This window comes from Microbacterium deferens (assembly GCF_045517775.1).
In the GTDB taxonomy this organism is placed as follows: Bacteria; Actinomycetota; Actinomycetes; order Actinomycetales; family Microbacteriaceae; genus Microbacterium.
The window spans coordinates 1102923-1129913 of record NZ_JBEUWT010000001.1 but is presented as its reverse complement, the minus strand read 5'-3'; the positions used below and the strand labels follow the sequence as shown (position 1 = coordinate 1129913).

26 protein-coding genes are annotated in these 26991 nt (G+C 65.2%); 14 read left to right on the top strand and 12 right to left on the bottom strand.

What is annotated here, in order from left to right; translation table 11 throughout:
- Positions 1 to 112 precede the first annotated feature (112 nt).
- The 3 genes from ABTU82_RS05385 to ABTU82_RS05375 all read right to left on the bottom strand — a co-directional run bounded on the left by ABTU82_RS05385 (position 113) and on the right by ABTU82_RS05375 (position 2543).
- A complete protein-coding gene (locus tag ABTU82_RS05385; protein WP_407172219.1) occupies positions 113 to 1525 on the bottom strand; it encodes an HNH endonuclease signature motif containing protein in 1413 nt (470 codons plus the stop codon).
- Between the two features lie 102 nt (positions 1526 to 1627).
- Complete coding sequence (locus ABTU82_RS05380; RefSeq protein ID WP_407172217.1) at positions 1628 to 2359, bottom strand: LamB/YcsF family protein; 732 nt, start codon at positions 2357 to 2359, stop codon at positions 1628 to 1630.
- 49 nt (positions 2360 to 2408) lie between these two features.
- The gene (locus tag ABTU82_RS05375; protein ID WP_407172216.1) at positions 2409 to 2543 is read right to left on the bottom strand and encodes a hypothetical protein; all 135 of its coding nucleotides are present in this window, start codon (positions 2541 to 2543) and stop codon (positions 2409 to 2411) included.
- 187 nt (positions 2544 to 2730) lie between these two features.
- On the opposite strand from ABTU82_RS05375, the gene istA reads away from it, so the two are divergent.
- Genes istA through ABTU82_RS05360 form a run of 3 tightly spaced genes read left to right on the top strand, consistent with a single transcriptional unit; the run spans position 2731 to position 5347 of the window.
- A complete protein-coding gene (gene istA / locus ABTU82_RS05370) occupies positions 2731 to 4413 on the top strand; it encodes an IS21 family transposase (RefSeq protein WP_407172214.1) in 1683 nt (560 codons plus the stop codon).
- On the top strand, positions 4410 to 5219 hold the full coding sequence (istB, locus tag ABTU82_RS05365; RefSeq protein WP_219869137.1) for an IS21-like element helper ATPase IstB: 810 nt from the start codon (positions 4410 to 4412) through the stop codon (positions 5217 to 5219). Before istA ends, istB begins: the two co-directional genes overlap by 4 nt.
- Positions 5216 to 5347, top strand: a complete 132-nt coding sequence (locus tag ABTU82_RS05360) for a hypothetical protein (RefSeq protein ID WP_258185987.1) — start codon at positions 5216 to 5218, stop codon at positions 5345 to 5347. The genes istB and ABTU82_RS05360 overlap by 4 nt, the downstream gene beginning before the upstream one ends.
- A gap of 246 nt (positions 5348 to 5593) precedes the next feature.
- Here ABTU82_RS05360 and ABTU82_RS05355 read toward each other — a convergent pair whose 3' ends face one another.
- The gene (locus tag ABTU82_RS05355) at positions 5594 to 6058 is read right to left on the bottom strand and encodes a hypothetical protein (protein WP_407172211.1); all 465 of its coding nucleotides are present in this window, start codon (positions 6056 to 6058) and stop codon (positions 5594 to 5596) included.
- A 172-nt stretch (positions 6059 to 6230) separates the two neighbouring features.
- On the opposite strand from ABTU82_RS05355, the gene ABTU82_RS05350 reads away from it, so the two are divergent.
- Positions 6231 to 6455 (top strand): hypothetical protein, encoded by a 225-nt coding sequence (locus ABTU82_RS05350; RefSeq protein WP_219869139.1) that lies wholly within the window; start codon positions 6231 to 6233, stop codon positions 6453 to 6455.
- Between the two features lie 539 nt (positions 6456 to 6994).
- Here ABTU82_RS05350 and ABTU82_RS05345 read toward each other — a convergent pair.
- Positions 6995 to 8356 carry an AAA-type ATPase lid domain-containing protein gene (locus tag ABTU82_RS05345; RefSeq protein ID WP_407172209.1) on the bottom strand — a complete coding sequence of 454 codons (1362 nt, stop codon included), beginning with the start codon at positions 8354 to 8356 and terminating at the stop codon, positions 6995 to 6997.
- 279 nt (positions 8357 to 8635) lie between these two features.
- Between ABTU82_RS05345 and ABTU82_RS05340 the strand changes: the two genes are divergently transcribed.
- From ABTU82_RS05340 to ABTU82_RS05305, 8 genes are all read left to right on the top strand, one after another.
- A complete protein-coding gene (locus ABTU82_RS05340; RefSeq protein WP_407172207.1) occupies positions 8636 to 9679 on the top strand; it encodes an amidohydrolase family protein in 1044 nt (347 codons plus the stop codon).
- Positions 9679 to 10482 (top strand): iron-sulfur cluster assembly protein, encoded by an 804-nt coding sequence (locus ABTU82_RS05335; protein WP_407172206.1) that lies wholly within the window; start codon positions 9679 to 9681, stop codon positions 10480 to 10482. The genes ABTU82_RS05340 and ABTU82_RS05335 overlap by 1 nt, the downstream gene beginning before the upstream one ends.
- On the top strand, positions 10479 to 11513 hold the full coding sequence (locus tag ABTU82_RS05330) for an NAD(P)-dependent alcohol dehydrogenase (protein WP_407172205.1): 1035 nt from the start codon (positions 10479 to 10481) through the stop codon (positions 11511 to 11513). The genes ABTU82_RS05335 and ABTU82_RS05330 overlap by 4 nt, the downstream gene beginning before the upstream one ends.
- Positions 11514 to 11566: 53 nt before the next feature.
- Entirely contained in the window at positions 11567 to 12715 is a 1149-nt protein-coding gene (locus tag ABTU82_RS05325; protein WP_407172204.1) for a glycerol dehydrogenase, read from the top strand.
- 27 nt (positions 12716 to 12742) lie between these two features.
- Entirely contained in the window at positions 12743 to 13501 is a 759-nt protein-coding gene (locus ABTU82_RS05320; RefSeq protein WP_407172203.1) for an MIP/aquaporin family protein, read from the top strand.
- Positions 13502 to 13633: 132 nt separating this feature from the next.
- Complete coding sequence (locus tag ABTU82_RS05315; RefSeq protein ID WP_407173295.1) at positions 13634 to 14482, top strand: pyruvate, water dikinase regulatory protein; 849 nt, start codon at positions 13634 to 13636, stop codon at positions 14480 to 14482.
- A 50-nt stretch (positions 14483 to 14532) separates the two neighbouring features.
- A complete protein-coding gene (gene ppsA, locus ABTU82_RS05310) occupies positions 14533 to 16923 on the top strand; it encodes a phosphoenolpyruvate synthase (RefSeq protein WP_407172201.1) in 2391 nt (796 codons plus the stop codon).
- Positions 16924 to 17080: 157 nt separating this feature from the next.
- Positions 17081 to 18037, top strand: coding sequence for an alpha/beta hydrolase (locus tag ABTU82_RS05305; protein ID WP_407172199.1), 957 nt, complete (start codon positions 17081 to 17083; stop codon positions 18035 to 18037).
- A gap of 488 nt (positions 18038 to 18525) precedes the next feature.
- Here ABTU82_RS05305 and ABTU82_RS05300 read toward each other — a convergent pair whose 3' ends face one another.
- The 3 genes from ABTU82_RS05300 to ABTU82_RS05290 all read right to left on the bottom strand — a co-directional run bounded on the left by ABTU82_RS05300 (position 18526) and on the right by ABTU82_RS05290 (position 22222).
- The gene (locus ABTU82_RS05300; RefSeq protein ID WP_407172198.1) at positions 18526 to 20124 is read right to left on the bottom strand and encodes an amidase; all 1599 of its coding nucleotides are present in this window, start codon (positions 20122 to 20124) and stop codon (positions 18526 to 18528) included.
- A 33-nt stretch (positions 20125 to 20157) separates the two neighbouring features.
- The gene (locus tag ABTU82_RS05295; protein ID WP_407172197.1) at positions 20158 to 21444 is read right to left on the bottom strand and encodes a cytosine permease; all 1287 of its coding nucleotides are present in this window, start codon (positions 21442 to 21444) and stop codon (positions 20158 to 20160) included.
- 118 nt (positions 21445 to 21562) lie between these two features.
- Positions 21563 to 22222 (bottom strand): GntR family transcriptional regulator, encoded by a 660-nt coding sequence (locus ABTU82_RS05290; protein WP_407172196.1) that lies wholly within the window; start codon positions 22220 to 22222, stop codon positions 21563 to 21565.
- A 178-nt stretch (positions 22223 to 22400) separates the two neighbouring features.
- Here ABTU82_RS05290 and ABTU82_RS05285 point away from each other — a divergent pair, with 178 nt between their 5' ends.
- Both ABTU82_RS05285 and ABTU82_RS05280 read left to right on the top strand, forming a co-directional pair.
- Complete coding sequence (locus ABTU82_RS05285) at positions 22401 to 22901, top strand: DUF4916 domain-containing protein (RefSeq protein WP_407172195.1); 501 nt, start codon at positions 22401 to 22403, stop codon at positions 22899 to 22901.
- Positions 22901 to 23353, top strand: coding sequence for a GNAT family N-acetyltransferase (locus ABTU82_RS05280; protein ID WP_407172194.1), 453 nt, complete (start codon positions 22901 to 22903; stop codon positions 23351 to 23353). Before ABTU82_RS05285 ends, ABTU82_RS05280 begins: the two co-directional genes overlap by 1 nt.
- 13 nt (positions 23354 to 23366) lie before the next feature.
- Here ABTU82_RS05280 and ABTU82_RS05275 read toward each other — a convergent pair whose 3' ends face one another.
- The 4 genes from ABTU82_RS05275 to ABTU82_RS05260 are packed head-to-tail and all read right to left on the bottom strand — an operon-like array spanning position 23367 to position 26949.
- Entirely contained in the window at positions 23367 to 23648 is a 282-nt protein-coding gene (locus tag ABTU82_RS05275; RefSeq protein WP_407172192.1) for a Dabb family protein, read from the bottom strand.
- Positions 23648 to 24628 carry a GDP-L-fucose synthase family protein gene (locus ABTU82_RS05270; RefSeq protein ID WP_407172190.1) on the bottom strand — a complete coding sequence of 327 codons (981 nt, stop codon included), beginning with the start codon at positions 24626 to 24628 and terminating at the stop codon, positions 23648 to 23650. The genes ABTU82_RS05275 and ABTU82_RS05270 overlap by 1 nt, the downstream gene beginning before the upstream one ends.
- The gene (gmd, locus tag ABTU82_RS05265) at positions 24625 to 25653 is read right to left on the bottom strand and encodes a GDP-mannose 4,6-dehydratase (RefSeq protein WP_407172188.1); all 1029 of its coding nucleotides are present in this window, start codon (positions 25651 to 25653) and stop codon (positions 24625 to 24627) included. Before gmd ends, ABTU82_RS05270 begins: the two co-directional genes overlap by 4 nt.
- A 12-nt stretch (positions 25654 to 25665) precedes the next feature.
- A complete protein-coding gene (locus tag ABTU82_RS05260; RefSeq protein WP_407172187.1) occupies positions 25666 to 26949 on the bottom strand; it encodes a glycosyltransferase in 1284 nt (427 codons plus the stop codon).
- Positions 26950 to 26991 lie beyond the last annotated feature (42 nt).

Here is a 26991-nt window from a genome sequence, read left to right as displayed (position 1 = left end):
GAGGACGCCGCGGGTCTCGTATGCACACGAGGGCTGACGGCGGGGACGCCGTCGATCTCGTCTGCGCGCAGAGGAGATCGCTCCGTCGTGCGCGGATGAGGGTGGTGCCTGCCTAGAAGGGCGGCGGGTCGCCGTCGGGCACGAAGGTGACGTAGCGCTCGGGCTTGTCGATGGTGGTGTGACCGAGGGGTGAGGTCCATTCGATGGATCCGTCGGGACGCTGCCGGGCCGTCCACTTCGTTTCGGTTTTGAGCGTGTGATGTCGCTTGCACAAGCACGCGAGGTTGATCACATCGGTGGGTCCGCCGAGCGCCCAGTCGTAATTGTGGTCGTAGTCGCAGTAGCGCGCGGGCATTCGGCACCCGGGAAAGCGGCAATGGATGTCGCGCGCGGCGAGAAACCTCTCCATCGCCCGGTTGCGCTGGTAGCGGTCGACGGCGAGCACGGCACCGGTGACGGGGTGGGTGAGAATGCGATCCCATCCGGGTGCGGTGGCCATGAGGCAGCGGGCGGTCTCGGCGTCGACCGGACTGAGTCCGTCGATCGTCGCTCCGCGGTCGGAGACTCCGGCGGCGGTGAGGGCCGGAACCACGACCTGCACGTGCGCGCGGATGGCTCCGAGCCCGCCGGGCACCACGTCGGTGGTCGGGTCGATGGCCGGTTGCCCGGTGAGCATGAGATCGCAGGCGAGGTCGGCGCGCATCTGGTCGAGCGTGCGCGTGTCGTGAACGACGGTGTCGGATGCCGCGTCGGAATCGGATGCCGCGCCGGTGGCAGATGCGTCGCCGGTGGCAGGTGCGGGGTCGGATGCGGCGTCACCGTCGCGTTCGGCGGCGGCCGCAGCATCCGCCTCGGTGTCACTGGTCGGCGGCGCGGCGACCGACCGCACGGCGTGAGCCTGCCGGGTGAGGCGGTCGCGCATCGCGCGCACCAGAGTGATGGAGTGGCGCACGACGAGCTCGCCGATGCCGTCGCCGACGTCGTTGACCCAAACGCGGCGGTCGTTCTCGGCGCGCGCGTGTCGGACGGTGATCGACTCGGGGTGCAGCTCTTCGGCGATCGCGCGGGCGAGGGTGCGCGTGCGTGCGACGGTGTCGGTGGATGCGCGCTCGAGCACGACCTCTTCGAAGGCCTGCCGCTCGTTCGGATCGTCGATCACGGCGCCCTCTTCGCGGATGACGCTCGCGTGACGCATCGAGATGCGGCCCTCTGACAACGCGTCGAGCGTGGCGGGCCACTTGTCGACGAGATCGATCGCGTCGTTCATGCGGCGCTGCACGACGCGGTCGTTCCACCGCAGTGCGATGCCGATCTCGGCGGCGATCGACCGCAGCTGCATCTCGCGCACCTGCACGGTCTTCGGTTTGTGGGCCGATCGAGAGAGGGCCACGCGCATCGCCGTCGCGAACCCCATGACGTTCTCGGCCTCGAGAGCGGCGGCCGCGCGCTCGTTCTCGACGAGCGTGCTCACGACGTCGTCGATGACCGCATCGTCGCGATCATCGAAGGTCGGGTTCGTTGTCATGGCTTTAGTGTCGCAGATACCTCCGACATCGGACCGGGCCCGCCGTCGCCCCAACTCATTCAGCGAAGCGGCCTGATCCGATGAGCAACAGCAACGCGCTCGTCACCTTGCCAGGGCGGGTCTCGCCTCAACGGACACGCCGCCGGCGCGGAGCGCACCTCTGACCGATCGGGCGAGTGCCGGCGCGTCGACCGTGTCGCTGTGAACGCACACGGTCTGAACGGTGTCGAACGCTGGATCGGCCAGCATGCGAGACACGCGTTCGGCCGCCCCCTGCGCGCCGCCGAGCTGCTCGTACGACCACCCGAACATCACGACGTCGGTGCCCTCGTAGGGGCGGTCGGCGAAGAACTCGCGCAGCACGGTGAGACCGGCGTCGACGGCGGCGAGATCGGCGTGAGAACCCGGCAGCGCGTAGAGCGCGAGCGAAGAATCGAAGTCGCGCACCGCGGCACTGATCGCCGCGGCGAGCTCGGGTCGCTCGGCCGCCATCATGTACAGCGCACCATGCGGCTTCACGTGACGCATGCGCGCGCCCGCCGCCCGCACGAATCCGTCGAGGGCAGCGAGCTGGTAGAGGCTGTAGTCGTACGCATCGTCGGCGGTGATGGCCATCTCGCGCCGCCCGAAGCCCAGCCGATCGGGCAGCCCTACATGAGCGCCGATCGCGACCCCGTGCTCGACGGCGCTCTGCACCGCCCGCCGCATGGTCGCGGGGTCACCGGCATGAAAGCCGCATGCGATGTTCGCCGACGTGATGAGCGGCATCAGCTCACTGTCGTGGCCGTAGCGGTACGCACCGAAGCTCTCCCCGAGATCGGCGTTGATGTCCATCTGCCGCGTCTCCGGCCGCTCGAATACGGCCGACGGTCGCAGCGACGCGTCAGGCAAAGACCGGCGCCTTCCGCGCATCGAAGAGAGGCTCCAGCGCGGCCGCGAACTGCAGCAGGCGCGCTTCGGTGAACGGCGTTCCCAGCACTTCGAGTCCGACGGCCAATCCGCCCGGGGTGAATCCCACCGGGATCGAGAGGGCGGGGAACCCCGCTTGTGAGGCGATGACTGGCGCTGGCAGGGTTAGTGGGACCCACCAGGGCGATCTAAGCGGGACCCACTTCGAGGGCGCCGGGGTGTTGCGGGCAATCTAAGCCGTACCCGCCTGCACCCTGATCGCAACAGGTTCTCGGTTGCTGATGGTGGAGGTTTGGATGGAGTCTCGGGTGGAGTTGTTCGCGCGGATCCGCAGGGACGCGCGCGTGGAGGGCCTCTCGATCCGGGAGCTCGCCAGGAGGCACGGCGTGGGCAGGCCCACGGTGCGGCAAGCCCTTCTGCAGGCGGAGCCACCCCCACGGAAACCCCGCGTTCGGACAGCGCCTCGGCTGGACGCGTTCAAGGCCGCGATCGACGAGATGCTCCGCCAGGATCTGAATGCCCCCCGTAAACAACGGCACACCGCACGGCGGGTGTTCGCGCGGCTGGCTGATGAGCATGACGCGACGGAACTGTCGTACTCAACGGTCCGTGACTATGTCCGTCGCCGCCGGCCAGAGATCGATATCGAGGCGGGTCGGCTGCCGGAGGTGTTCGTCCCGCAGGAACACGCACCGGGCGCGGAAGCGGAGGTCGACTTCGGTGAGGTCTGGGTTGTCCTGGCGGGGGTGAAGACGAAGTGTCATATGTTCACGTTCCGGTTGTCGCATTCGGGGAAGGCGATCCACCGGGTCTATGCGACGCAGGCGCAGGAGGCGTTCTTGGAGGGTCACATTGACGCGTTCGAGGACATCGGCGGCGTCCCGACCCGTCACATCCGTTACGACAACCTCACCGACGCGGTCGTGAAAGTGATCTACGGGACGGGCCGGCAGCGCACCGAGAATCAGCGGTGGGTGCTGTTCCGTTCGCATTACGGGTTCGACGCGTTCTACTGCCACCCCGGGATTGAGGGTGCTCACGAGAAGGGCGGTGTTGAGGGGGAAGTCGGCCGGTTCCGGCGCACACACCTGTCTCCGATGCCGGTCGTCGATTCTCTCGCTGAGCTGAACGACCGGATACGGCGGTGGGATCTTGATGATGAGGATCGTCGGATCGGTGACCGGATCCGCACCGTCGCGCAGGACTTCGCCCGTGAACGAGAATTGCTGGCGCCCGTCACGGCCGAGCGGTTCGAGCCGGGGCTGTCGTTGACGCCGCGGGTGAGCAGGTCCAGCCTGGTCCGGGTGCGGATGGCATCGTATTCGGTCCCTGCCCGGTTCATTGGCCGCACCGTCCGGGTGTCGTTGCGCGCGTCGGAGGTGATCATCTTCGACGGGCGGGTTCAAATCGCCCGACACACGCGGGTGGTGGCGTTGCATGGGCAGAGCGTGGATCTTGATCATTACCTCGAGGTTCTCCTGCACAAGCCCGGCGCCCTTCCCGGGTCCACCGCTCTCGCACACGCCCGCGCGACGGGGGTGTTCACTGGAGCGCATGAAGCGTTCTGGGCGGCAGCTCGTAAGACCGACGGCGATGCCGGCGGCACCCGGGCGCTCATCGACGTGCTTCTCTTGCATCGGTCGATGGCCGCTGAGGATGTCATCGGGGGGATCACCGCGGCGTTGACCGTGGGGGCGGTCACGGCTGATGTTGTTGCGGTGGAGGCGCGCCGCCACGAAACACTGGGTGGGTCTCGTTTGGGCCGTCATCCCGCCGACCCTCCGCGCGGGCATGAGCGACGTGTCGTCAGTCTGACCCAGCGCCGGCTAGCTGTGACCGACCCGGCGGCGGTGATCGCCGGTCTCCCGCCGGATCGGCGGCCGTTGCCATCGGTTGCCGCGTACGACCAGCTGCTGCGCCTCCCGGAACGACCATCACCCGAGACCGCAGTTGCGATCCAGGAAGGGACAGCGTCATGACCACCACGACCAGCATCACCACCACCCTGCGGCGGCGTCGCGGGCTGACCGAGGAAGCAGCAGGCGCGGCCATCGATCAGGCCTGCCGAAGGCTCCGGCTCCCGACGATCCGGGCGGTCGTTGAGGAAGCCACCACCGCCGCGCAGAAAGAGCAGCTCAGCTACCAAGGGTTCCTCGCCGAGCTGCTCCTGGCCGAGTGTGATGACCGGGACCGGCGTTCCTCGGTCCGCCGGGTCAAAGCAGCCGGCTTCCCGCGGGATAAATGGCTCGGGGACTTCGATTTCGCGGCGAACCCGAACATCAACCCGGCGACCATCAACACTCTCGCCACCGGCGAATGGGTGCGTCGCGGGCAGCCGCTCTGCCTCATCGGCGACTCTGGCACCGGAAAGAGTCACCTCCTGATCGGGCTGGGCACCGCCGCAGCCGAAAAGGGGTTCCGGGTGAAATACACGCTCGCGACCCGGCTGGTGAACGAACTGGTCGAGGCGGCCGATGAGAAGAACCTGGCCCGCACGATCGCCCGCTACGGCCGGGTCGACCTGCTCATGATCGACGAACTCGGATACATGGAACTGGACCGCCGCGGTGCTGAGCTGCTGTTCCAAGTCCTCACCGAGAGGGAAGAGAACAACAGCATCGCGATCGCCTCGAACGAGTCCTTCTCCGGATGGACGAAGACCTTCACCGACCCCAGGCTCTGCGCAGCGATCGTTGACCGGCTCACCTTCAACGGCACCATCATCGAGACCGGCACCGACTCCTACCGACTCGCCCACACCCGCGCTCAACAACCCGCACTGTGACCCAGCCCTATATCGTCGCGCTCCTCAACCTCGCCTACTTCTTCGTGGAGTTCACGGTCGCGCTGATCATCGGGTCGGTGTCGCTGTTCGCGGACAGTGTCGACTTCCTCGAAGACGCCCCTCATTAAGTCGCCCGAGGGATTCGGGGTCGGTTGTCTTGGTCCTTCGCAAGCGCACGGACGGATCGGTGGTCGAAGCGCTACAGCAGGTAGTGGGTGACCTCGTGACGGCGCTCACTGAAAGTCCCCGCTTTCGCTCGAGGAATTCCTCACCCTGGATTGCTCCGGCGCATGAGGCGGGCCCCCTCGATGCTGATGGTCTTCGACCGAGACACCAGCCTTCAAGGGGGGCCGTTCGTGAAGAGGAGGGTGACGCTACTTTTCTTCCTCAACGGTCACGGTATAGCTCGCGTTGGCTGAGGTCACCTTGACGTAGTACTCGCCTGCGTCCTTCCGGAGGATGGTTTCACCTGCGCCCGCTTCTGAAATCATGACGTCAGGAATGCCGCCGTCCGTCATGAGGTCCGTTCCCTCAGGGAGAACGTAGACTGCGCCGACGATCATGCCCTGGCCGGAACTGTCAACGAAGTCGTACGTCACGCGAACCTTTCCACCGGTCAGAACAATCGTGTCCGACTGCTGATCTGCGTTACCTGTAATAGTCGCGACGGGCGTCCATGTCGGCTCAGCTGCGGGCTCAGGTGCCTGACTCTCGACCCGCTCGGTCTGCGTGTCAGCCGCGGCCGACCCGGCCGGCTCGGCCGGCGATGAGCAAGCGGCGAGCGATGCGATAAGTGTGAGCGTGGCTCCAGCCGCGGCAAGGGATCGGGCGAGTGACATATCTGGTCTCCTGGGGTCCTGGTAAAGCGCGACAGCGCCACCCGCCAGCCTACCGGCGAGGAACCGCGTCGGCTGCCACCGGGGCGAGCTGGGTCACCAGCGGCGGGCATCATCCGTGCCAACAGGGATTGCTGTCATTCGAGTTGGATGACCCGCCTCTGCCTGCAACGAAATGGTCGGCTCTGCTGTGGTTGCCGCGGGGCCAATAGCCGCCTGGCTATCCGCCCGCAACGACGCCCTCGCCAACCTCGCCATCATCCTCGTCGACATCCTCACGATCTGGTTCGCCCCCGGCTGGCTCGACATCATCGTCGGCGTCGGCATCGGCATCCTCAACGCCGACGCCGCCCGAGCCGTCTGGAAAGCCGCCCGCGCCAAGACCGACCCGACCCCATAATCCGCCCAGCAAAGAGCAAAGACGTCCTGGCGAAACAGCATCACCTAATGCAAGTGGGTCCTCACTGGACTGCCCTGGTGGGTTCGGCTTGAGTTGACATAGCCACAGCCCCATCCGTCTGCAGTTGGTCACGCTGTTGGCGGAATGCCGCCGCACGCGAGAGACGCCCGGTGTGCTCGAATTGGCACACCGGGCCGAGATCTCCCGATTCGCGGCATCATTCCATCTCGATCACCTACGGGCCGCGGGTATCGTCCGCAGAGATCGGGTCGGTACCCGCTGGGCGCACGCACTAACCCAAGACGCGATGGACACCGTTGACGAGTGGCTATTCGACGTCTCCCCCGGCGCACCTGTCACTGCGGTGATCATCTGATCGCGAGTCCGAGTTGCCATGTCTAACAGCGGGAAGATCCATCCCGCCGCCGACGAGATCCAACTCTGCAGCGTCGCCCCCCTGTGGGCCTCTGACCCGTGCGAGCTCGCTCGTGCGTCCGCGTTCAGAACTGGGATCAGAGCCGCGGGACGGGGTCGAAGCCTCAGGGCCGCGGCAGCTGTATGCCGTACTGAGCGAGCTTGCGGTATATCGTCGCCCGACTCATCCCGAGTTCGGTAGTGGCATTGCCGATTGTGGCGCCTGGGCGCGTGAGGACTCTCACCATCTCCTCACGCTCGAACGCTTGTATCCGAGGCAGGTGCGCACTATGCGCGAGCATCGCAGGGGGTAGGTGCTGAACGTCGATCACATCAGTGCGAGTGGCAGCATCCCTCACGACATCATGAAGTTCGGCCACGTTCCCCGGCCACTCATGCTCAGTGAGTAGGCGCATTGCATTCGGGGTGAAAGTAATGTCCCGTCCACGAGCACGTCGCGTGAAGCTAGCCGCGAGAAGATGAATATCCGCCGAACGATCTCGAAGAGGAGGGACGTGGACAACGGTGTCCACGAGCACGGCGAGGCTTTCGGGAATATCCTCAAAGCTTTCAGCGGAGAACGCGTAGCTTCCTGACATCGTGGCATGGGCATCAATGAGCAGATCATGAAGCTGCTGTGCCGCTGGATCGGGTAGCTCGTCCACGTTGCTAACGACAATCCCTTCCTCGGGATGACGAAGCTCTGGCGTCCATAGAGAAAGCCACGCGTCAACGTCGCGCGGAACCGGTGCACGCACCGTCAGGAACCGGCGACGAGGGTGAGCAAGTCGCTGAGCCTGCGCGAGCGCCGTGGTCCGGCCCGACCCCGGCTCACCGACAGCGGCAACTATTCGTCCAGCTTTCAATGCGTCGGCGGCACTCTCGACCGCGAGATTCCATGAGTCTGACATCGCGTCCACGGAACCTTCGGCGGAGTCTGGGAGGACAGCTTTCACACGGTACACATGACCGCGAGACGCGCGAACGGAACGCTGCCCTCGCGCCCGGGTCCGCATGAGACTTGCGGTCAACGTCGCAGCAGATTGCGCTAGCGCCAGCAACAGGTCAGGACGCGCGTCGCTCCAGGTGGTCAGGTTGACCCCGCCCTCCAGCCGCCCGTGGTCCGGATCGAAAATTGGGGCTGCGGCACAGGTGAAGCCACGAAGGCTCAGCGCGTAATGGTCGTCAGCGCGCACGAGAGAAGGCACGCGATCGGCAAGTGCCAGCCCAAGACCGTTAGTACCGACGTCGCGTTCGCCGTAGGCGAATCCGGGCGCAAGATGCACCTGATCAAGAGCCCGCAACAGCGAACTGTCGCCGCTAACCCGGTTGAGCACGACACCGTTAGCGTCAGTCAGCATCAGCCCAACCGGCTCTCCAGACAGAGTGCTGTGCAACTCGGCGATGACCTCTCGCCCACACTCGAAGAGCAATGAGTCATCGTCGTACGTGCCGGAAAATACGGGTTGGATGTCCTCAAGCGGCACACCGTAAGTCTCGCTGCGACGCCACGACGCCATGAGTCGAGGCGCGACAGTCCGCGGTTCTCGCTTAGTCGCTTCAGCGCGAGCAGGCAGATCGGGAGCGTTCATCAGCGCCTTTGCAGTTGATCGTGCGCCTATCGTACGCCTATCGTACGCGGCAACGCGTGGCCGCGTACGCAGGGATCTCAAAATGAGACCAACGCCACGCTCAGGCGGGGGGGACGCCGCCCTATCGTTGCGCCAGGAACGGCGGCGTTCCGCACATGAGGCAAAGGAGCAAACATGTACCAGAAGGATGGCGAGAAGTTCTTCATCGTCGACGCGCACGTCGCGCTATGGGACGCGCGACCGGAGAACCAGCGAAACATTCACGGCAAGCAGTTCATCGACTGCTTCTACGACTACCACGCCAACCTCTCCCCCGCATCGGAACTGTGGCCCTACGAGGAGTACCTCTACCAAGGCGGCGAGAGGTTCATGAAGGACATCTTCACCGACGGGTACGTCGACCATGCGATCTTCCAGCCGGCCAGGCTCGGTGAGTTCTACAAGCGCGGCTTTGGTCAGACCGAGGAAGCCTTCGCTCTCACGCAGGCGAACCCCGGAAAACTGACTTACAACCACAACTTTGACCCCCGAAACGGCGAGGCGGGTCTTGACCGGCTCCGTGCGGATGCGGAGCGCTTCAATCTGCAAGGAGTCAAGCTGTACACCGCGGAGTGGCATGGAGACTCGCGCGGCTGGAAGCTCAGCGACCCGTGGGCTTACCGGTACTTCGAGGTCTGTCGCGAAGTCGGCATCCGCAACATTCATGTGCACAAGGGGCCGACAATCCGCCCGCTGGACCGCGATGCCTTCGATGTGGCCGATGTCGATCAGGCCGCCACAGATTTCACCGACCTCAACTTCGTCGTCGAACACGTCGGACTGCCACGGCTCGAAGACTTCTGCTGGATCGCCACCCAGGAGCCCAACGTCCACGGCGGCCTTGCCGTCGCGATGCCCTTCATCCACACCCGACCGCGCTACTTTGCCCAGATCATCGGCGAACTCCTGTACTGGATCGGAGAGGACCGCATTCAGTTCTCTTCCGACTACGCGCTGTGGACACCTCGGTGGTTGATCGAAGCGTTTGTCGATTTCCAGATCCCCGAGGACATGACGGAGTACCCCCCCATCACCCTCGACCAGAAGCGCAAGATCCTGGGTCTCAACGCCGCCAAAATGTACGGAATCCCCGTGCCGGAGGAACTCCGACTGCCCGAGGCCGACGAAACCGAGACGGGACCTCGGGGCGCCGAAAACGCCGTTCTCGCCACTGCATAATGCCCGCAACCGTCTACGCAGCCGGCCCTCAGGAAGGTCTCCTCGCGCTCACCGAAAAGGATGTCCTGCGCGCGCTCGACGCCGTAATCGACCCCGAGCTCGACGAGCCCATCACCGATCTCGGATTCGTTCGATCCGTCAGCTTCACGGACGACGGGATCGAGGTGCACTTGCGCCTTCCCACGTCGTTCTGCGCCCCCAACTTCGCGTACCTCATGGCAGCGGACGCCAAAGACGCGTTGACAGCCCTCCCCGAATCGGGAGTCGTGAAAGTGGAACTGGACGATCATCACGATTCCGACATCATCAATCGCGGCCTTGCGGCCGATGCGGGATACCGGGGGACCTTCCTCCATGAGGCAGAAGACAACCTCGATGAGCTCCGCCGAACCTTCCAACGCAAGGCTCATACGGCGGCCATGGAACGCGCCCTGACCGCACTCGTTCGCAGTCGGCCAGAGATGGATGACTCGGCACTGGCAAGCATCGCCCTCCGCGACCTGCCCGAAGATAGCGCGAAGGCAGCGCTCGTTCGACGTCGACTCAGCCTTGGGCTCACCGTGGATGGGGCGGCACAGGTCCTCGTCGATGATCATGGCAGCCCCGTTCCACAGGAATCGGCCGCGCTGACACTTCGACGGGCACGCTCGACGCGAATCTCGATCGATGGCAACGCCCACTTCTGCCGGGGCCTGCTCGCCACTCGATACCCGGGGTCCGAAGCGGACCAATCACCACGTGCAGACGAGACCTTCTTCCCTCTCACTACCGTCCTGCGCACCACTGGAAAGAAGACCTCATGAGCATGATGAGAGCCATTCAAGTCACCGCGTACCACGAACCCCTGCAAATGACGGAGGTCCCCAAACCGGAGATCACCGGACCGTTCGACGTGATCATCCGAATCGGTGGAGCCGGGGTATGCCGCACGGACATCCACATCCTCGAAGGACAGTGGGCGGAAAAGTCCGACGTCACCCTGCCCTACACCATCGGCCACGAGAACGCCGGCTGGGTCGCCGAGATCGGCAGCGCCGTCACCAACGTCTCCGTCGGAGACAAGGTGATTGTCCACCCATTGAGTACCTGCGGGCTCTGCCGAGCTTGCCGGTCGGGCGATGACGTGCACTGCGAACACAGCGCCTTCCCCGGCATCGACACCCACGGCGGATACGCAGAGTTCCTCAAGACCTCCGCACGAAGTGTGGTGCGGATCGCCGACACGCTCGAACCCGCCGATGTCGCAGCGCTTGCTGACGCCGGACTCACGGCTTACCACGCCGCAGCAAAAGCAGCCCGCAAACTGAGACCCGCCGACCGCTGCGTGGTCATCGGGGCAGGAGGGCTCGGCCACATTGGTATCCAGGTGCTGAAGGCTCTCACCGCATCGGAGATCATCGTGGTCGACCGCAGTCCCGCTGCTCTCGAGCTGGCATCCGAACTTGGAGCGGACCACACCGTCGTCGCAGATGGCACGCAGGTCGAGCGTGTTCTCGAACTCACCGGCGGATTCGGTGCTGAAGCGGTTATCGACTTCGTCGGCGAAGGGGGGTCAACGTCGCAAGGTGTGCAGATGCTCCGCCGGGCAGGCGACTACTACGTGGTGGGCTACGGCGAGAACATCGACGTACCCACGATCGACATTATCTCCGCCGAGATCAACTTCATCGGCAACCTCGTCGGGAGCTACACCGACCTCACCGAATTGATGGTGCTCGCCGCCCGAGGGCTCGTGAAGCTTCACACAGCGAAGTACGACCTCAACGATTTCCAAAACGCACTCGACGATCTTTCCGCCGGTCGTGTGCGTGGCCGGGCCATTCTCATTCCCTGACTCAACTGTTCACGGCAGAGACGCCGCGTTCATCACCCCTGCAAGGAGCAATCATGTCCACCACCCTGCCCATCCGCACTGTCATCAGCCCTGGACGTTACGTTCAGGGCCCCGGTGCCATCACTCGCCTCGGCACGTACCTGGCCCCCATTGGGTCGAACCCTCTGATCGTCGCCGACGACGTTGTGTGGGGCTTCGTCGGCCACGACGTGGAGGCGTCGCTTACATCCGCTGGCCTGCCGGCCCGTAAAGAGAAGTTCAACGGCATCCCCAGTGCCGTCGAAATCGACCGACTTGTCGGGGTGATCAAAGACGCAGGCGCCGATGTCGTGGTCGCTGTCGGTGGAGGTAGCACCATCGATGCGGTGAAATCAGCCGGGTACCTCGCCGGCATCCGCTGGGTAACCGTCCCCTCGGTCGCATCAACGGATGCCCCGACATCCGCCCTCGCCGTCATCTACACGGAGGACGGCGCATTCGAGGAGTACCGCTTCTTCCCCAGGAACCCCGACCTGGTTCTTGTGGACTCGCAACTGATCGCCAATGCGCCAGCCGCGTTCCTCGCCGCGGGAGTAGGCGACGCTCTGGCCACATGGCTAGAAGCCCGCGCGACCGCCCAGTCCCACTCCAACACCATGGCCGGCGGCCTCCCCACCGAAACCGGCACCGCCCTTGCCCGACTGAGCTGGGATGTGCTGTGGGAGAACGCTCTGCCCGCTCTGGATGCCGTCCGCGACCACGTCGTCACCCCGGCTGTCGAGAAAGTCATCGAAGCCAACACTCTCCTCTCAGGGCTGGGATTTGAATCAGGCGGTCTCGCGGCCGCCCACGCCATCCATAACGGACTGACAGCGGCGCCGCAGACCCACGGGCTAGCCCACGGACAGAAAGTGAACATCGGATCGGTGACTCAGCTGGTGATGGAGGGGGCGCCCAGCGCCGACATTCGCGACTTCATCGAGTTCACCACGCGTGTCGGCCTGCCGACCACGCTCACCGAAATCGGTCTGAACGCCGATTCCGCTGAACTTGCTCAGGTCGCGGAACTCGCCACTGTTCCCGGCGAGACCATTCACAGCATGCCTTTCGAGGTACGCCCGAGCGAGGTCGTTGCGGCGCTCAAGTCCATCGAACGACTCGCTCGACGAGTGCGTTCCGAGGCGAAGCTGCCGGAGCCGGTCGCTTACGTGGCCAAGCACTGACCCGCCTCGTCGACAGGGAAACAGACCTTGGATACTTTGACAGGAGTCTTCATCTCGGAGGTCGTCGGGACAGCCGTCCTGATCCTTCTCGGATGCGGCGTCGTCGCCAACATCGCTCTCGCGAAAACAAAAGGCAACGCGGGGGGCTTTCTCCTCGTCAACATCGGCTGGGGCATGGCCGTCTTTGCCGGAGTCATCGTCGCATATCAGTCGGGTGCGCACCTGAACCCCGCGGTCACGATCGGTATCGTCACCAGCGGAGCCACAGAGTTCGTTCCGGGCGTGCCTGTGAGCCCTCTCGCAATATTGACCTATATCACCGCGCAGATGATCGGCGCCATCATCGGAGCGACCCTCGCCTGGGTCATATACCGCCAGCACTTCAACGCTGAGACGGACCCCGCGTCCAAGTTGGCCGTCTTCTCAACTGGACCCGCCATACGCAGCTACGGCACCAACCTCGTCGCCGAGATCATCGCCACATTCATCTTGGTCTTCGTCGTACTGGGATTTGGCCGTAACGGCGACGCTTCGGGGCTCGCTGCCCTCGGCGCGCTGCCCGTCGCCCTCCTCGTGATCGGAATCGGCGCATCCCTTGGCGGGCCAACCGGATACGCCATCAACCCTGCGCGTGACCTCGGTCCACGAATCGTTCACGCACTCGTCCCCATCAGAGGAAAAGGCACATCTGACTGGTCCTACGCGTGGATACCCGTCGTAGGACCAGTGATTGGGGGTGCCCTCGCCGGGTGGGCATCAACCGTCTTGCTCCCTGTCATCGGCTAGGAATACCGGCGAACTTCTATCCGGCGCCCGCCACGCAGTCTCAGGCCGTCACCTCCGCCCAGCCGCCGGGGCGGAGGTGACGGCCTGACTCAAACGCCCAGCACAGCAGTCGGGACGAACAGGAGAACCACCATTCCGACCTCAGCGCACATTTCCACGATCAGCAATGAGACAGGCGGCCGCGCCGCCTACTTTGTTTCAGACAGCACTGGGATCACAGCTGAAACCCTCGGAAGCGCGCTCCTCGCGAACTTTCCTGGGGTCACATTTCACCGGTACACGATCCCGTTTATCGACACGGTCGACGGCGCACGAAACGTGGCGAGGAACATCAGAGAGCACGTGCAAGCGGGCCGGCAACCCATCGCCTTCACCACGATCAAGTCAAACGACATTCTCAACGAGCTGCGCGCATCGGGGGCATTCCTCATCGACCTTCTGAGCGGCCACCTCACCGAGCTCGAGGACGCCCTCGGGACGACCGCGTCCGAGCAACTCGGCCAGTATCACGGCGTCGGTGACATCGAGCGGTATTTCGCTCGGATGCGGGCGGTCGAGTACGCGATCGAGCACGACGACGGGCAGAGCATGCGAGCCCTCGACATCGCTGACGTGATCATCGTCGCGCCCTCGCGATGCGGCAAGACCCCGACCACGATGTACCTCGCGTTGCAGTACGGACTGCTCGTGGCGAACTACCCGCTGACCGACGACGACTTCCCGTCGGACGGTCTGCCGTCCGCCGTCGCACACTACCTCGACAAGTGTTTCGGCCTCACTACGACGCCCCTGCGCCTGAGCCAGGTGCGCCACGAACGGCGTCCTAATTCGACGTACTCGAGCCTCGCCCAGTGCATGCTCGAGTTGCGCCGCGCGGAAGACCTGTACCGGCGGAACCGCGTGCCCTTCCTCAACTCCTCCACCAAATCGGTGGAGGAGATGTCGGCGGTCATCATGCAGTCCATGCGACTGCGCAGCTGACCGCCTCCGTCCATCGCCCAGCGCGCCCCACCCACAGATCGGGACACGAAATGACGAAAAATATTCTCTGGTTCACCGAGATCGGCATGAACGACGTCGCCCAGGTCGGCGGTAAGAATGCCTCGCTCGGAGAGATGGTGAGCAATTTGTCGGATGCCGGGGTCAGCGTGCCCGGCGGCTTCGCCACGACCGCCGACGCGTATCGCGATTTCCTGCTCGCGGACGGGTTGTACGACCGCATCCGCTCCGCGGTCGGAGAGCTCGATGTGACGGATGTCGCTGAACTCGCCCGGGTCGGCGCGAACGTGCGCGAGTGGATAGAGGAGCAGCCCCTCCCGTCGGCGTTTGAGGCAGACATCCGCACCGCGTACGACGCGCTGGTCGGCGGCGACCCCGATCCGGAGTCGGTGTCGTGGGCGGTGCGTTCGAGCGCGACGGCCGAGGATCTGCCGGATGCGTCGTTCGCCGGTCAGCAGGAGACGTTCCTCAACATCAGCGGCATCGACAACATCCTCGCCGCGATCCGCAGCGTGTTCGCGTCGCTCTACAACGACCGTGCGATCGCGTACCGAGTGCATCACGGCTTCGACCACCACGATGTGGCCCTGTCTGCCGGCATCCAGCGGATGGTGCGGTCGGATGTCGGGGCTTCCGGTGTGCTGTTCACGGTGGACACGGAGTCGGGCTTCGACCGCGCGGTGTTCGTCACGAGTTCGTACGGTCTGGGTGAGGCGGTGGTGCAGGGGGCCGTGAACCCGGACGAGTTCTACGCGTACAAGCCCGCGCTCCGCGAGGGGCGCCCCGCGATCCTGAAGCGGTCGGTGGGCGAGAAGGCGCTGAAGATGGTCTATGCCGACGGCCGCTCGGCCGGCGTGAGCACGGTGTTCACTGATGTCCCGGTCGCCGACCGGGCGCAGTTCAGCATCACCGACGCCGAGGTCGAGGAGCTCGGCCGGCAGGCGCTTGTGATCGAAGACCACTACGGGCGCCCGATGGATATCGAGTGGGGCAAGGACGGCGTCGACGGGAAGCTATACATCCTGCAGGCCCGTCCCGAGACGGTCGTCTCGCGCACGGACGGTAACGTCACCCGGCGGTTCGTACTCGAGGAGTCCGGCACGGCAATCACGAGCGGGCGGGCAATCGGGCAGAAGATCGGGGCTGGCCCGGTGCGCGTGATGACCTCCCTCGCGCAAATGAATCAGTTCCACGAAGGCGACGTGCTCGTGGCCGACATGACCGACCCAGACTGGGAGCCGATCATGAAGCGCGCATCCGCGATCGTCACCAACCGCGGCGGCCGCACGTGCCACGCGGCGATCATCGCCCGCGAACTCGGCATCCCCGCCGTCGTCGGCACGGGCGATGCGACGATTAGCCTCGCGGATGGCCGCGACGTGACGGTGTCGTGCGCCGAAGGCGACAACGGGTTCGTGTACGACGGGATCCTCCGCTTCGACGAGGTCATCACCAAGCTCGACGAGATGCCCGTGTCGCCCACCAAGATCATGCTCAACGTCGGCACGCCCGATCAGGCCTTCGCGTTCTCAAAGCTCCCGAACAAGGGCGTCGGTCTCGCGCGGCTCGAGTTCGTGATTAACCGGCAGATCGGCATCCATCCTCGAGCGCTGCTCGACTTCGACACCCTCGAACCGGCGCTGCACGACGAGATCGCCGAACGGATTGCCGCCTACCCGTCACCACGGGACTACTTCGTGCAGCGCGTCGCCGAGGGCATCTCGATGATCGGCGCCGCGTTCGCCCCTGAACCCGTCATCGTGCGCCTCTCGGACTTCAAGTCGAACGAGTACGCGAACCTCATCGGCGGCGATCTGTACGAGCCGCACGAGGAGAACCCCATGATCGGGTACCGCGGAGCATCTCGCTACATCTCGAAGGACTTCCGCGACTGCTTCGACATGGAGTGCGAGGCGCTAAAATTCGTACGCGACGAGATGGGCCTCACGAATGTCGAGATCATGGTGCCGTTCGTTCGGACCGTCGGCGAAGCCCATGCCGTCATCGAGTTGCTCGCCGAGAACGGCCTGCGCCGCGGCGAGAACGGGCTGCGCGTCATCATGATGTGCGAACTGCCCTCTAACGCCGTCCTCGCCGACGAGTTCCTTGAGCACTTCGACGGCTTCTCGATCGGCTCGAACGACATGACCCAGCTCACCTTGGGCCTCGACCGCGACTCGAGCCTGGTCGCCGCGACCTTCGACGAGCGCGACCCTGCCGTGCTCAAGATGCTGTCGATGGCGATCACCGCGTGCCGTAAGGCCGGCAAGTACGTCGGCATCTGCGGCCAAGGACCCAGTGACCACCCCGACCTCGCCGAATGGCTCGTCGAACAGGGCATCGAATCGATGTCACTCAACCCCGACACCGTCGTGGAGACCTGGCTACGGCTTGCCCAAGCCGAGGCAAAGATCGCCGGCTGACAGCGGTACCCGTGACTCGTTTGCCGTCTGTTCGATGGCTCGGATACCGATGGTTGCCTCAGCCCCACAGCGAATGGGGGGCGGCAACTCGCGCCCGGAGACCGACTACCGTGGTCGCAGAGTCAATCATCTGGCGACTGTCGCAGAGGGGCGTGATATGGCACGAGCCCAGCGTCCCGAGTTCGATCCCGAACTTCGAGCGGCGTTGGCCGTCATCGGCGGCGTGTTCCCACCCACCATCACCCCCGATCTCATCCCGTACATGCGGCGTGCGTATGCGTCGCCGTCCCGGGAAGATCTGGTCGGCGGGCGTTCCCTGGACATAGTCGACATCAACATCCCCGTCTCTGCGGCCTCCATGTATGGTTCGGTCATCGCTCGCACGGGGACTCAAGGTCTCGTCGGCTGTGTCTATCTCTTGCATTCCGGCGGGATGATGTTTGGGGACGCGTTTAGTGGCCTCGATGACGCGATCGAGTGGGTCTTGGACTTAGGAATCAAGGTCGTCACGGTGGAGTATCGATTAGCCCCCGAGCATCCTCATCCTGTGCCCTTCGAGGATTGCTACGCCGGGCTTCAGTGGGTCGTTCAACATGCTCAGGAGCTCGGGATCCGACCCGATCGGATCGTTGTCGGCGGCGCGAGCGCAGGAGGCGGCCTCGCCGCAGCCTTGGCACTTGCTGCCCGCGATCGCGGCGGTCCCCGTCTGTGTGGCCAGCTTCTCGACTACCCGATGCTCGATGATCGAGGCACACCTTCCACCAGGTCGTTCGACGGCATGGGGGTCTGGGACAGGGTAAGCAACGAAACGGGTTGGAACTCATTGCTGCGCGGTAAGGCGGGCGCGCCAGACGTGTCGCCCTACGCCGCTCCCGCCCGTGCCATGGATTTCAGAGCACTGCCGCCCGCGTTCATCGACGTTGGCGCGACCGAGATCTTTCGAGACGAAGCCGTCGACTACGCGAGAGCGATTTGGGAAGCCGGGGGCGAAGCCGAGTTGCATGTCTGGCCCGGCGCGTTCCACGCGTGCGACATCTTCGCGCCCCACGCCACCGTATCGCGGCGCATGATCCGCGCGCGGCGAGATTGGCTTCGCCGCATGCTGGTGGAGTGAACGGAGAATGAGAAAATTGGTACCTCTCGACAATGGAGTCAACAGTGCAAGAGCTACTTGGACGATTGTCAGCGCCTGGATCCCGCAGCAAGCCAAAGCCTCCGCGTCATCGCGTGCTTCGATGAACTCATTGCGGGCGACGTCGGGGTCCGTGGCCTCCTCTCAGCCGCCGCAGCCCTCTCCGGTCGAACAGTTGGTCTGGTTCGTGGCGACACCATGACGCGTGTTGACCACCGAGGAGAAGTCCTCTCATCAACCACGCCGCCGGCAACCCTGGTCTCCTGGGGTCCTGGTAAAGCGCGACAGCGCCACCCGCCAGCCTACCGGCGAGGAACCGCGTCGGCTGCCACCGGGGCGAGCTGGGTCACCAGCGGCGGGCATCATCCGTGCCAACAGGGATTGCTGTCATTCGAGTTGGATGACCCGCCTCTGCCTGCAACGAAATGGTCGGCTCTGCTGTGGTTGCCGCGGGGCCAATAGCCGCCTGGCTATCCGCCCGCAACGACGCCCTCGCCAACCTCGCCATCATCCTCGTCGACATCCTCACGATCTGGTTCGCCCCCGGCTGGCTCGACATCATCGTCGGCGTCGGCATCGGCATCCTCAACGCCGACGCCGCCCGAGCCGTCTGGAAAGCCGCCCGCGCCAAGACCGACCCGACCCCATAATCCGCCCAGCAAAGAGCAAAGACGTCCTGGCGAAACAGCATCACCTAATGCAAGTGGGTCCTCACTGGACTGCCCTGGTGGGTTCGGCTTGAGTTGACATAGCCAGATGACCGTGTTCGTCGGGAACGACAGGGCTGTGTACTGTCCCGCCCGCAGACCCTCGTGCGTGGGTGCCGGAACCTGAACCGTCGGGTAGACGACGAAGTCGGCATCCGCCTCGGCGAACAGCGTGCGCAGCATCCGCCGGAAGTGCTCTTGATTGAGCCGCAGCCGCGTCACCTCGGTATCGCCCTCGGTGTCGGCGGGCCCGGCGGCGATCTCGGGAATGAGATCGTTCAGCGCCTCGAATCGACCGGATGCGGTGAGTTCATCGAAGGACGCGACGGGGCCCTGCCGCGATCCGAGGAAGCGGTTGAGGTCGCTGCGCGATTGACGCACGTAGACGGATGTGTCGGAGATCCACTGCGGCAGTCCGTCGATCTCGAGTCCCTCGACGATCGCCGAGCCGGCCGCGGTGATGTCCGCGATTGCCCGGCGTACGACAGTGTTGACCTCCTGCGCCTCTTCTCCCTCTCCGAACGCTGTCTCCAAGATGCCGACGCGCCACCGCGACAGCGGTGGAACATCGGTGAGGCTGGCGGCGTACCCGACCGCGCTCTGCTCGGTGGCCGCCACCGCGGTGTATTCGTCGGATGGGTCGTAGCCCACCATCACCTCGAGGAGGGTTGCGAGATCTTCCACGGTGCGGGCCATCGGGCCAGGAGTGTCTTGGAAATGCACCAGCGGCGAGAAGCCCGTGCGGCTGATGAGGCCCGTAGTGACGCGCAGGCCATAGATGTTGTTGAACGATGCGGGGATGCGGATAGACCCGCCCGTGTCTTCACCCACTCCCACCAGCCCGAAGTTCACCGACACCCCCGCGCCTGTGCCCGCGCTTGATCCGCCCGAGTCGCGGGTGGCGTCGTACGCGTTCAGGGTGTGCCCGGTGCGCGACGACGACGAGAACCAGCCGGCGGCGAAATCACACATCGCGGTCTTGGCGAGAATCACGGCGCCGGCCGCACGCAGCAGCTCGACCACGCGTGCGTCGGCCTCGGGAACGTAGTCGGCGAAAGCCGCGGAGCCGAATGCGGTGGGGATGCCGGCGGTTTCGGCCTGATCCTTCACCAGCACGGGTACACCGTGCAGCGGGCCGGTGAGCTGCCCCGAGGCGGAGAACGCGGCGTCCCGCGCCTCCGCCTCGGCGAGCGCCGACGGATTGACCGTGACCACGGCGTTGATCGCGGCCCCGTCGACGTTGTGTGCCGCGATGCGGTCGAGATACCACTGGGTGAGTTCGCGCGAGCTCAGGCTCCCCTCGCGTACCCCCTCGTGGAATCGAGCGATGGTGAGCTCTTCGAGGTCGTTGGTCTCGGGCATCTGCGGAGTCCTTTCGGAGAGTGGTGCGGGTTCTTAGACGGTTGCGTGGGTGGGGGTCGGGAGCTCGCGCGACGAGCGCGTCATCAGGCTGAGCGCCAGGTAGACGATCGCCGAGACCGCCAGACCGACGACCACCGTCGACCATGCGGGTGCGGCGAGGTTCACCGCGAGGGCCGAGCCTGAGCCGACTGCCCAGGCCGCGAAGGGCTGCCAGCGGAAGGCGGGCGCGACACCCGTCGCGGCGCCGCGACGGGCGACGAGCTGGTCGATGATGATGATCGCGCCGATAGGCGGCACGATGACACCCAGCAGGTTGAGCCAGTCGATGAAGAAGCTCCACACGCCCAAGGTCGCGGCGATGACGCCGACGGCACCGAGGATGACGGTCAGCACGCGCATCTTGCCGCCGACGATCGTCGACCAGCCCACCGCACCGTTGTAGAGGCAGTGTGTGCACACGGAACCGAGGTTGATGACGAGGAAGACGATCGCGATGATCGGGAAGATGCCGCCCTGTCCGGCGATGATCCCGAAGAGGTCGCCGGTGCCCGCGGTGGCTGCGGCGATGATGCCGCCGATCGTCATCGCGAACAGGTTGCCGATGGGGAAGGCCGTCGATGTGGCGATCCAGGCCTGCCGCGGGGTCTTCGCCCAGCGGGTGAAGTCGGCCGTCATGGTGCCAGAGTCGGCGAACAGGGCGAAGACGAGGGTCACTCCGACGCCGAGTGCGAGCGAGGTGGTTCCGTCGCCCTCATAGCTCCAGACGTCGACGCCGCCGGAGGCGGCCTGCGCCGCCGCGTAGATGCCGAGGATCAGGAACATCGGCACCGAGATCGCTCCGATGATCGCGAGAGCACGGATGCCGAGCAGGGTGAGCAACGTGAACAAGACACCCGCGACCAGGGCGACGAGAGCCGCGTTGAGGCCGAAAGCGCTCTCCATGCTGGCGCCGACGAGGCCTGTCTGCACGGCGAACCAGCCGATGACCAGCGTCGATAGCAGCGCCGAGCAGACGATGTAGCCCTTGCGCCCGAACGTGCGGGAGGCCTGGAGCGAGAAGTTGAAGCCGGTCTTCGCGCCGAGGCCGCTCAGCAGGCCGACGTAGACGAAGAGCAACGCGTTGCCGATCAGCATGGCGACCAGGCCGCCGCCGAAGCCGAGGCCGTGCACCAGCGTTGCGCCGGTCATCGCCGCCGTGATGATCATGGGGAATCCGGCCCACACCGACGACACCGACAGCAGCGACTTGCGCTTGTCTGCGGGTACGGGCGTGGACTCGAACTCGTCGTGGAAGACCTCTTTTTCAAGCGTCTGAGACATGGTGACGTAGACCTCCAGTGGGCAGGGGGATCCTGCAAAAGGGGTGGAAGCGCTCACCCGCAGGTGCGGAAAGAGCGGTGATGCTCGTGCCGGGTACGCCGCGCCGGCACGTGGGGGGTCAGGAGACGGATGGATCGATGAGAGCGGAGACGACGGTCTGGGCCGTGTAATCGAGGTGATGAGCGGTCGACATGAGGAGCCCTGAGAGGTCTCCTCGACGGATGAGGTCGAGCATGAACCGGTGCTGCTGCTGCGCCTCGGCGAAATCGTCGACACGAGAGGCGTATATGGCCATGTACGGCTCGACCTTGTTCCACACGTCGCGAATGAGCCTGAGCAGGTGCTCGCTTTCAGCCCTCTCGTAGAAGCGCAGGTGGAATTGCTGATTGAGCACTCGCCATTGATCGGCCGACAGGGTGGGGTCGTCCATCTGCGCGAGGATGTGCTCGAGGTCGTCGAGATCTTGCGGTCGAATCCGGGGGATTGCCCACTCGGCCGCCAACTGTTCCAGCCGCAGGCGGATCTGGAAGACCTGTTCCACCTCGTCAGGCGAAAGCAACGTGACGGTCACGCTGCGGCGGCCGAACACGACGAGCCCGGTGGCCTCGAGGCGGCGCAACGCGTCGCGCACAGGCATCGTGCTCACGTGGAACGACTCAGCGATCGATCGGATCGTCAGCTTCATTCCGGGCATGAGCGCACCGCTCGTGATCGCCTGGTGCAGACGGGTGTACACCTCGTCGCTCACCGTGGCGACCTGTATCGGCTGTGAGTCCATGAGTCCTCCGTGATTTGTGATCACAAGTATCTTGCCGCGGCTGTGAGGCGCACACAGGTCGCGCTCGTTACGGTCGTGTTAAGGCGTGGAGGCGCGCGAATCTCCTCCGCACCGATGTCGCGCGCGGCTCGCGCTGTCGCCGGCCAACACCGCCGCCCCGGTCTGGGATGCTCGACGCATGCTCTTCCTGCCCGACGACACCTACGCCCTGGTCGAGAGATCGGTGCCGCTGGCGTGCGTCGACTTCGTTCCCGAACGCATCGAGAACGGCCGCCGTGAGATCGGCCTCATCCTGCGCGAGTCTCCGCACGGGCAGGTGTGGTGCCACCTCGGCGGACGCATCGGTCGGGGCGAGAGCATCCGCCAGGCGCTCGGCCGTCACGCACGCGACACGATCGCCGTCGACCTCGAACTACCCGCCGATCCGCAGCCGGGCTACGTGTACCAGTGGTTTCCTCCTGACGATCTGCCGGCGGATGCTGCGCACCTGCGCTACGGCGATGACCCACGCAAGCACGCAATCGGGTTGTCGTTCGTGGTCACGGCGATCGGGAATCCGCAGCCGCAGAACGAGGCGCTCGACTTCGGCTGGTTCGCCGTCGACGACCTGCCGCGGCCCCTGTGGCCGGGGTGTGCGGTGTTGTTCGAGCGGCTGCTCGCGCTGCCTAGGCTGAGCTGATGGTGGTTCAGGTCAGGCGCGTTCTCGAGACAGATGAAGCCGCGTGGTCGCGGCTCTATGAGGGCTATCGCGCGTTCTACAGACTCGACGATGATGCGCGAGCGGTCAGCACCACGTGGGAGTGGGTGTCGACCGCGCAGCACGGTTTCATCGGGCTGGTCGCCTCCGTCGATGACGAGCTCGTCGGGCTCGCTCATCTGCGTCGATTCGCGCGTCCGTCGACCGCGACGATGGGGCTGTATCTCGATGACCTCTTCACTGCTCCCGAGGCCCGCGGCTCGGGTGTCGCGACGGCCCTGCTGGAGGAGGCGGCCGCGCTCGCCGCAGCGGAGGGTGCGAGCGTCGTGCGCTGGATCACGGCATCTGACAACGCCGCGGCACGCCGCGTGTACGACCGGGTAGCAGCGGCGACGCCCTGGGTCACCTACGACATGAAGCCCGCTGCCCGCTGAGCGGCCCGGTCGCTCAGGCGATGTAGTCGCCGACCCACCAGTCCGAGATGCGGGCCATCACCTCGCCGGCCGCGCGATGTTCGGGCAGGGCGAGGAAGCGTGAGAAAGCAGCATCCGTCTCGAAGGTCGCATCTTCGACGATGACGCGACCCTTGCGCTCGTCGGTCGACAGCTCGACCCGCCACAGCTCGGCGCCGGCGACCGGCTCGAGCGCGCGCAGGGTGTCGATGGCCGTGAACAGTTCCGGGCTCGTGACATCGTCACGAACCCGGAACAGAACGATATGCCGCTGCACTAGCCGCGCAGGGTGTCGACGTGCTCGCGGTACCACGCGACAGTGCGGTCGAGTCCTTCGCTGAGCGAGATCTTCGAGGTCCAGCCCGCCTCGGCCAGCTTCGACACGTCGAGCAGCTTCTGGGGGGTGCCGTCGGGCTTCGTGGTGTCCCATTCGGTCTCACCGTCGAACCCGACGACCTCGCCGATGGTCTCGGCGATCTCGCGGATGGTGACGTCAGAGCCCGTGCCGACGTTGACCTGGTCGGGTCCGTCGTAATGCTCGAGCAGGTGCAGGCAGGCGTCGGCCATGTCGTCGGCGTGCAAGAACTCGCGCCGCGGCGTGCCGGTGCCCCAGTTCGTCACCGTGGGAGCGCCCGACTTCGTGGCCTCGTCGTAGCGACGGATGAGGGCCGGCAGCACGTGCGAACCCTTCGGCGAGAAGTTGTCGTTCGGGCCGTAGAGGTTGGTCGGCATCGCGCTGATCCAGGGCAGGCCGTACTGGCGTCGCACGGCCTGGGTCTGCAGGATGCCGGCGATCTTCGCGATCGCGTAGGCGTCGTTCGTCTCTTCGAGGTGCCCGGTGAGCAGCGAGTCTTCGCGGATCGGCTGCTCGGCGAACTTCGGGTAGATGCACGAGGAGCCGAGGAACAGCACGCGCTCGACGTCGTTCTTGAGCGCCGCGTCGAGCACGTTCACCTGAATGCGCATGTTGTCGCTCAGGAAGTCGACGGGGTAGGTGCTGTTGGCGAGAATGCCGCCCACCTTCGCCGCCGCAAGAACGACGTACTTCGGCTTGGTCTCGCCCATGTAGGCGAAGACGGCGTCGCGGTCTTTCAGGTCGAGCTCGGCCGAGGGCTTGCCGACCAGGTTCTCGAACCCGGATGCTTCGAGCTTGCGCCAGATCGCCGAACCCACGAGTCCGCGGTGCCCGGCGACGTAGAACGTCGCGTCGCGGTCGAGCTCGGCGGGGGAGTAGTCGACTCCGTCGACGGCGGTCACGCGGTGCCCCACGAGGCGAGCTTGACGGTGTCGATCCACTCCGCGCCCTTTTCGAGTGCTTCCACGTCGGCGTCAACCATGAGCTTGGCGAGCTCCTTGCCATCGATCGTGGGAACCCAGCCGAGCTTGTCAGCAGCCTTCGAGGGGTCGCCGATGAGGGCGTCGACCTCGGTGGGGCGCAGGTAGCGCTCGTCGAACTTCACGAACTCCTGCCAGTCGAGCCCGACGTGACCGAACGAGGTCTCGAGGAAGTCTTTGATCGTGTAGCCGACGCCCGTGCCGAGCACGAAGTCTTCGGGCTCGTCGGCCTGCAGGATGCGCCACATGCCTTCGACGTATTCGGCCGCGTAACCCCAGTCGCGGATCGAGTCGAGGTTGCCGAGGTAGATGTCTTTCTGCACGCCGGCCTTGATGCGGGCCACGGCGCGGGTGATCTTGCGGGTCACGAACGTCTCACCGCGGCGGGGTGACTCGTGGTTGAACAGGATGCCGTTCACCGCGAACATGTCGTACGCCTCGCGGTAGTTCTTGGTGATCCAGTAGCTGTAGAGCTTCGCGACGCCGTAGGGCGAGCGCGGGTAGAAGGGCGTGTTCTCATCCTGCGGCGGGGGAGTCGCACCGTAGAGCTCCGACGTCGACGCCTGGTAGAACTTCGTCTTCACGCCCGAGAGGCGCACGGCCTCGAGCAGGCGGATGGTTCCGGTGCCGGTGGTGTCGGCGGTGTGCTCGGGCTCGTCGAACGAGACGCGCACGTGCGACTGCGCGGCGAGGTTGTAGACCTCATCGGGGTCGATCTGCGCCATGAGCGTCACCATGCGGGCGCCGTCGCTGAGGTCGCCGTAGTGCAGGAAGAGCTTCGCGCTCGGGTCGTGCGGGTCGACGTAGAGGTGGTCGATGCGGTGCGTGTTGAAGGTCGACGCGCGGCGGATCAGACCGTGCACCTCGTAGCCCTTCGACAGCAGAAGCTCGGCGAGGTAGGAGCCGTCTTGCCCCGTGATGCCGGTGATGAGTGCGCGCTTGGTCAACTGAAGCCCCGTTCAGATGGAGGTTTTGCTCGGACGTTGGTGAAGATCGGACGTTCGTGAGCCATCCCCGTCGATGAGCAGCGAGAGAAGCGTAGCGAATCGATCGATCGCGAATGTTTCGTCGAGCACTGTGTTTCGGTAGTTCAGCCCGTTGGCGCCGAGCTCGGTCGAACGCGCAGCGTCTGCGCCGAGCGCGAGTGCTGCATCCAACAGTTTCGACGGGTCGCCGGCAGGAACCACGACGCCGGCAGCGGCGGTCGTGACCTCCTCGGCAGTGATGCCCGTTTCGTCGGTGGCCGCGAGAACGGGGCGACCGGTCGAGAAGTACGACGTGAGCTTGCTGGGCACGGCCATCTCGGCGACGCCGGGCTTCTCGTTTACCAGAAGCACGTCGGCTGCGGTGAGGGCCTGAGCGAACTCATCGTCAGGAAGCGGGGGGAGAAACTGCAGCGCGCCGATGCCCGCGCCTTCCTTCGAGAGACGCGCTTTCTCGCCCCCGTTGCCCATCAGTACGAACCGGATGCTGGCACCGCTCTCGTCGGCGAGGCGTGCCGCGGCGAGGACGTTGTCGAGGCCCTGTTTCACGCCCATGTTGCCCGCATGGAGGACGACGGTTTCATCACCCCAGCCGAGTGCGCGTCGTGCCGCGGCGCGGTCGACCGGCGGCATCGGGGGTAGGTGCGTCCAGTTGCGAACGACCTCGATGCGGTCTCGGGGGATGGAGAAGTCTTTCGAGACTCGTCGTGCGAATCGCTCGTGAATGACGACGACCCGGTCGGCCCGGCGCAGTAGCCACCCCTCGACCGCTTGGATCACGCGGCCAGTCAGGCCGGATCCCTGGCCGGTTTCGGAGAGACCGAGCGTGTAAAGATCCTGCACCCACACGACGACGGGTGTGCGCCGGTGGAAAATGCGTGCACGCACCGCGGCGAAGGCGGACGAGAAGAGTGCGGGGGAGATCAGAACGATGGCGTCGGGGCGGTGCCATCGAGCGCCGACGAGACGCACGCCGAAGCTGACCTCAGAGAGAAGGCGCCGCACCCCGGTGGGCTTGGTCGGCACGTAATGACGCAGCCGTGTGACGGCCACTCCGTCGAGATGTTCCCTGCGCGACCACTGGCCGTAACCTTCCCGGATTTTCCAGTCCGGATAATGAGGGTGCGCTGTGACCACTTCGACGCGGCGCTCGTTGCGGGCGAGACCGATGGCCATCGCGCCTGTGTAGGGCGAGATGCCCGTCGGTTCAGGCGGGTAGTTGATCCCCAGTAAGGTGACTGCGGGGGCGAGACGCGGCATGGTCTCGACCTTAGTGTGGCAACGATTCCGTCTCGTTTCAGA

Bases quoted from the DNA above. Each gene is read 5' to 3' on its own strand.
- ABTU82_RS05385 (WP_407172219.1), bottom strand. From the start codon at position 1,525: ATGACAACGAACCCGACCTTCGATGATCGCGACGATGCGGTCATCGAC.
- ABTU82_RS05380 (WP_407172217.1), bottom strand. From the start codon at position 2,359: ATGGACATCAACGCCGATCTCGGGGAGAGCTTCGGTGCGTACCGCTAC.
- istA (WP_407172214.1), top strand. From the start codon at position 2,731: ATGGAGTCTCGGGTGGAGTTGTTCGCGCGGATCCGCAGGGACGCGCGC.
- istB (WP_219869137.1), top strand. From the start codon at position 4,410: ATGACCACCACGACCAGCATCACCACCACCCTGCGGCGGCGTCGCGGG.
- ABTU82_RS05355 (WP_407172211.1), bottom strand. From the start codon at position 6,058: ATGTCACTCGCCCGATCCCTTGCCGCGGCTGGAGCCACGCTCACACTT.
- ABTU82_RS05350 (WP_219869139.1), top strand. From the start codon at position 6,231: ATGGTCGGCTCTGCTGTGGTTGCCGCGGGGCCAATAGCCGCCTGGCTA.
- ABTU82_RS05340 (WP_407172207.1), top strand. From the start codon at position 8,636: ATGTACCAGAAGGATGGCGAGAAGTTCTTCATCGTCGACGCGCACGTC.
- ABTU82_RS05335 (WP_407172206.1), top strand. From the start codon at position 9,679: ATGCCCGCAACCGTCTACGCAGCCGGCCCTCAGGAAGGTCTCCTCGCG.
- ABTU82_RS05330 (WP_407172205.1), top strand. From the start codon at position 10,479: ATGAGCATGATGAGAGCCATTCAAGTCACCGCGTACCACGAACCCCTG.
- ABTU82_RS05325 (WP_407172204.1), top strand. From the start codon at position 11,567: ATGTCCACCACCCTGCCCATCCGCACTGTCATCAGCCCTGGACGTTAC.
- ppsA (WP_407172201.1), top strand. From the start codon at position 14,533: ATGACGAAAAATATTCTCTGGTTCACCGAGATCGGCATGAACGACGTC.
- ABTU82_RS05305 (WP_407172199.1), top strand. From the start codon at position 17,081: ATGGCACGAGCCCAGCGTCCCGAGTTCGATCCCGAACTTCGAGCGGCG.
- ABTU82_RS05300 (WP_407172198.1), bottom strand. From the start codon at position 20,124: ATGCCCGAGACCAACGACCTCGAAGAGCTCACCATCGCTCGATTCCAC.
- ABTU82_RS05295 (WP_407172197.1), bottom strand. From the start codon at position 21,444: ATGTCTCAGACGCTTGAAAAAGAGGTCTTCCACGACGAGTTCGAGTCC.
- ABTU82_RS05290 (WP_407172196.1), bottom strand. From the start codon at position 22,222: ATGGACTCACAGCCGATACAGGTCGCCACGGTGAGCGACGAGGTGTAC.
- ABTU82_RS05285 (WP_407172195.1), top strand. From the start codon at position 22,401: ATGCTCTTCCTGCCCGACGACACCTACGCCCTGGTCGAGAGATCGGTG.
- ABTU82_RS05280 (WP_407172194.1), top strand. From the start codon at position 22,901: ATGGTGGTTCAGGTCAGGCGCGTTCTCGAGACAGATGAAGCCGCGTGG.
- ABTU82_RS05260 (WP_407172187.1), bottom strand. From the start codon at position 26,949: ATGCCGCGTCTCGCCCCCGCAGTCACCTTACTGGGGATCAACTACCCG.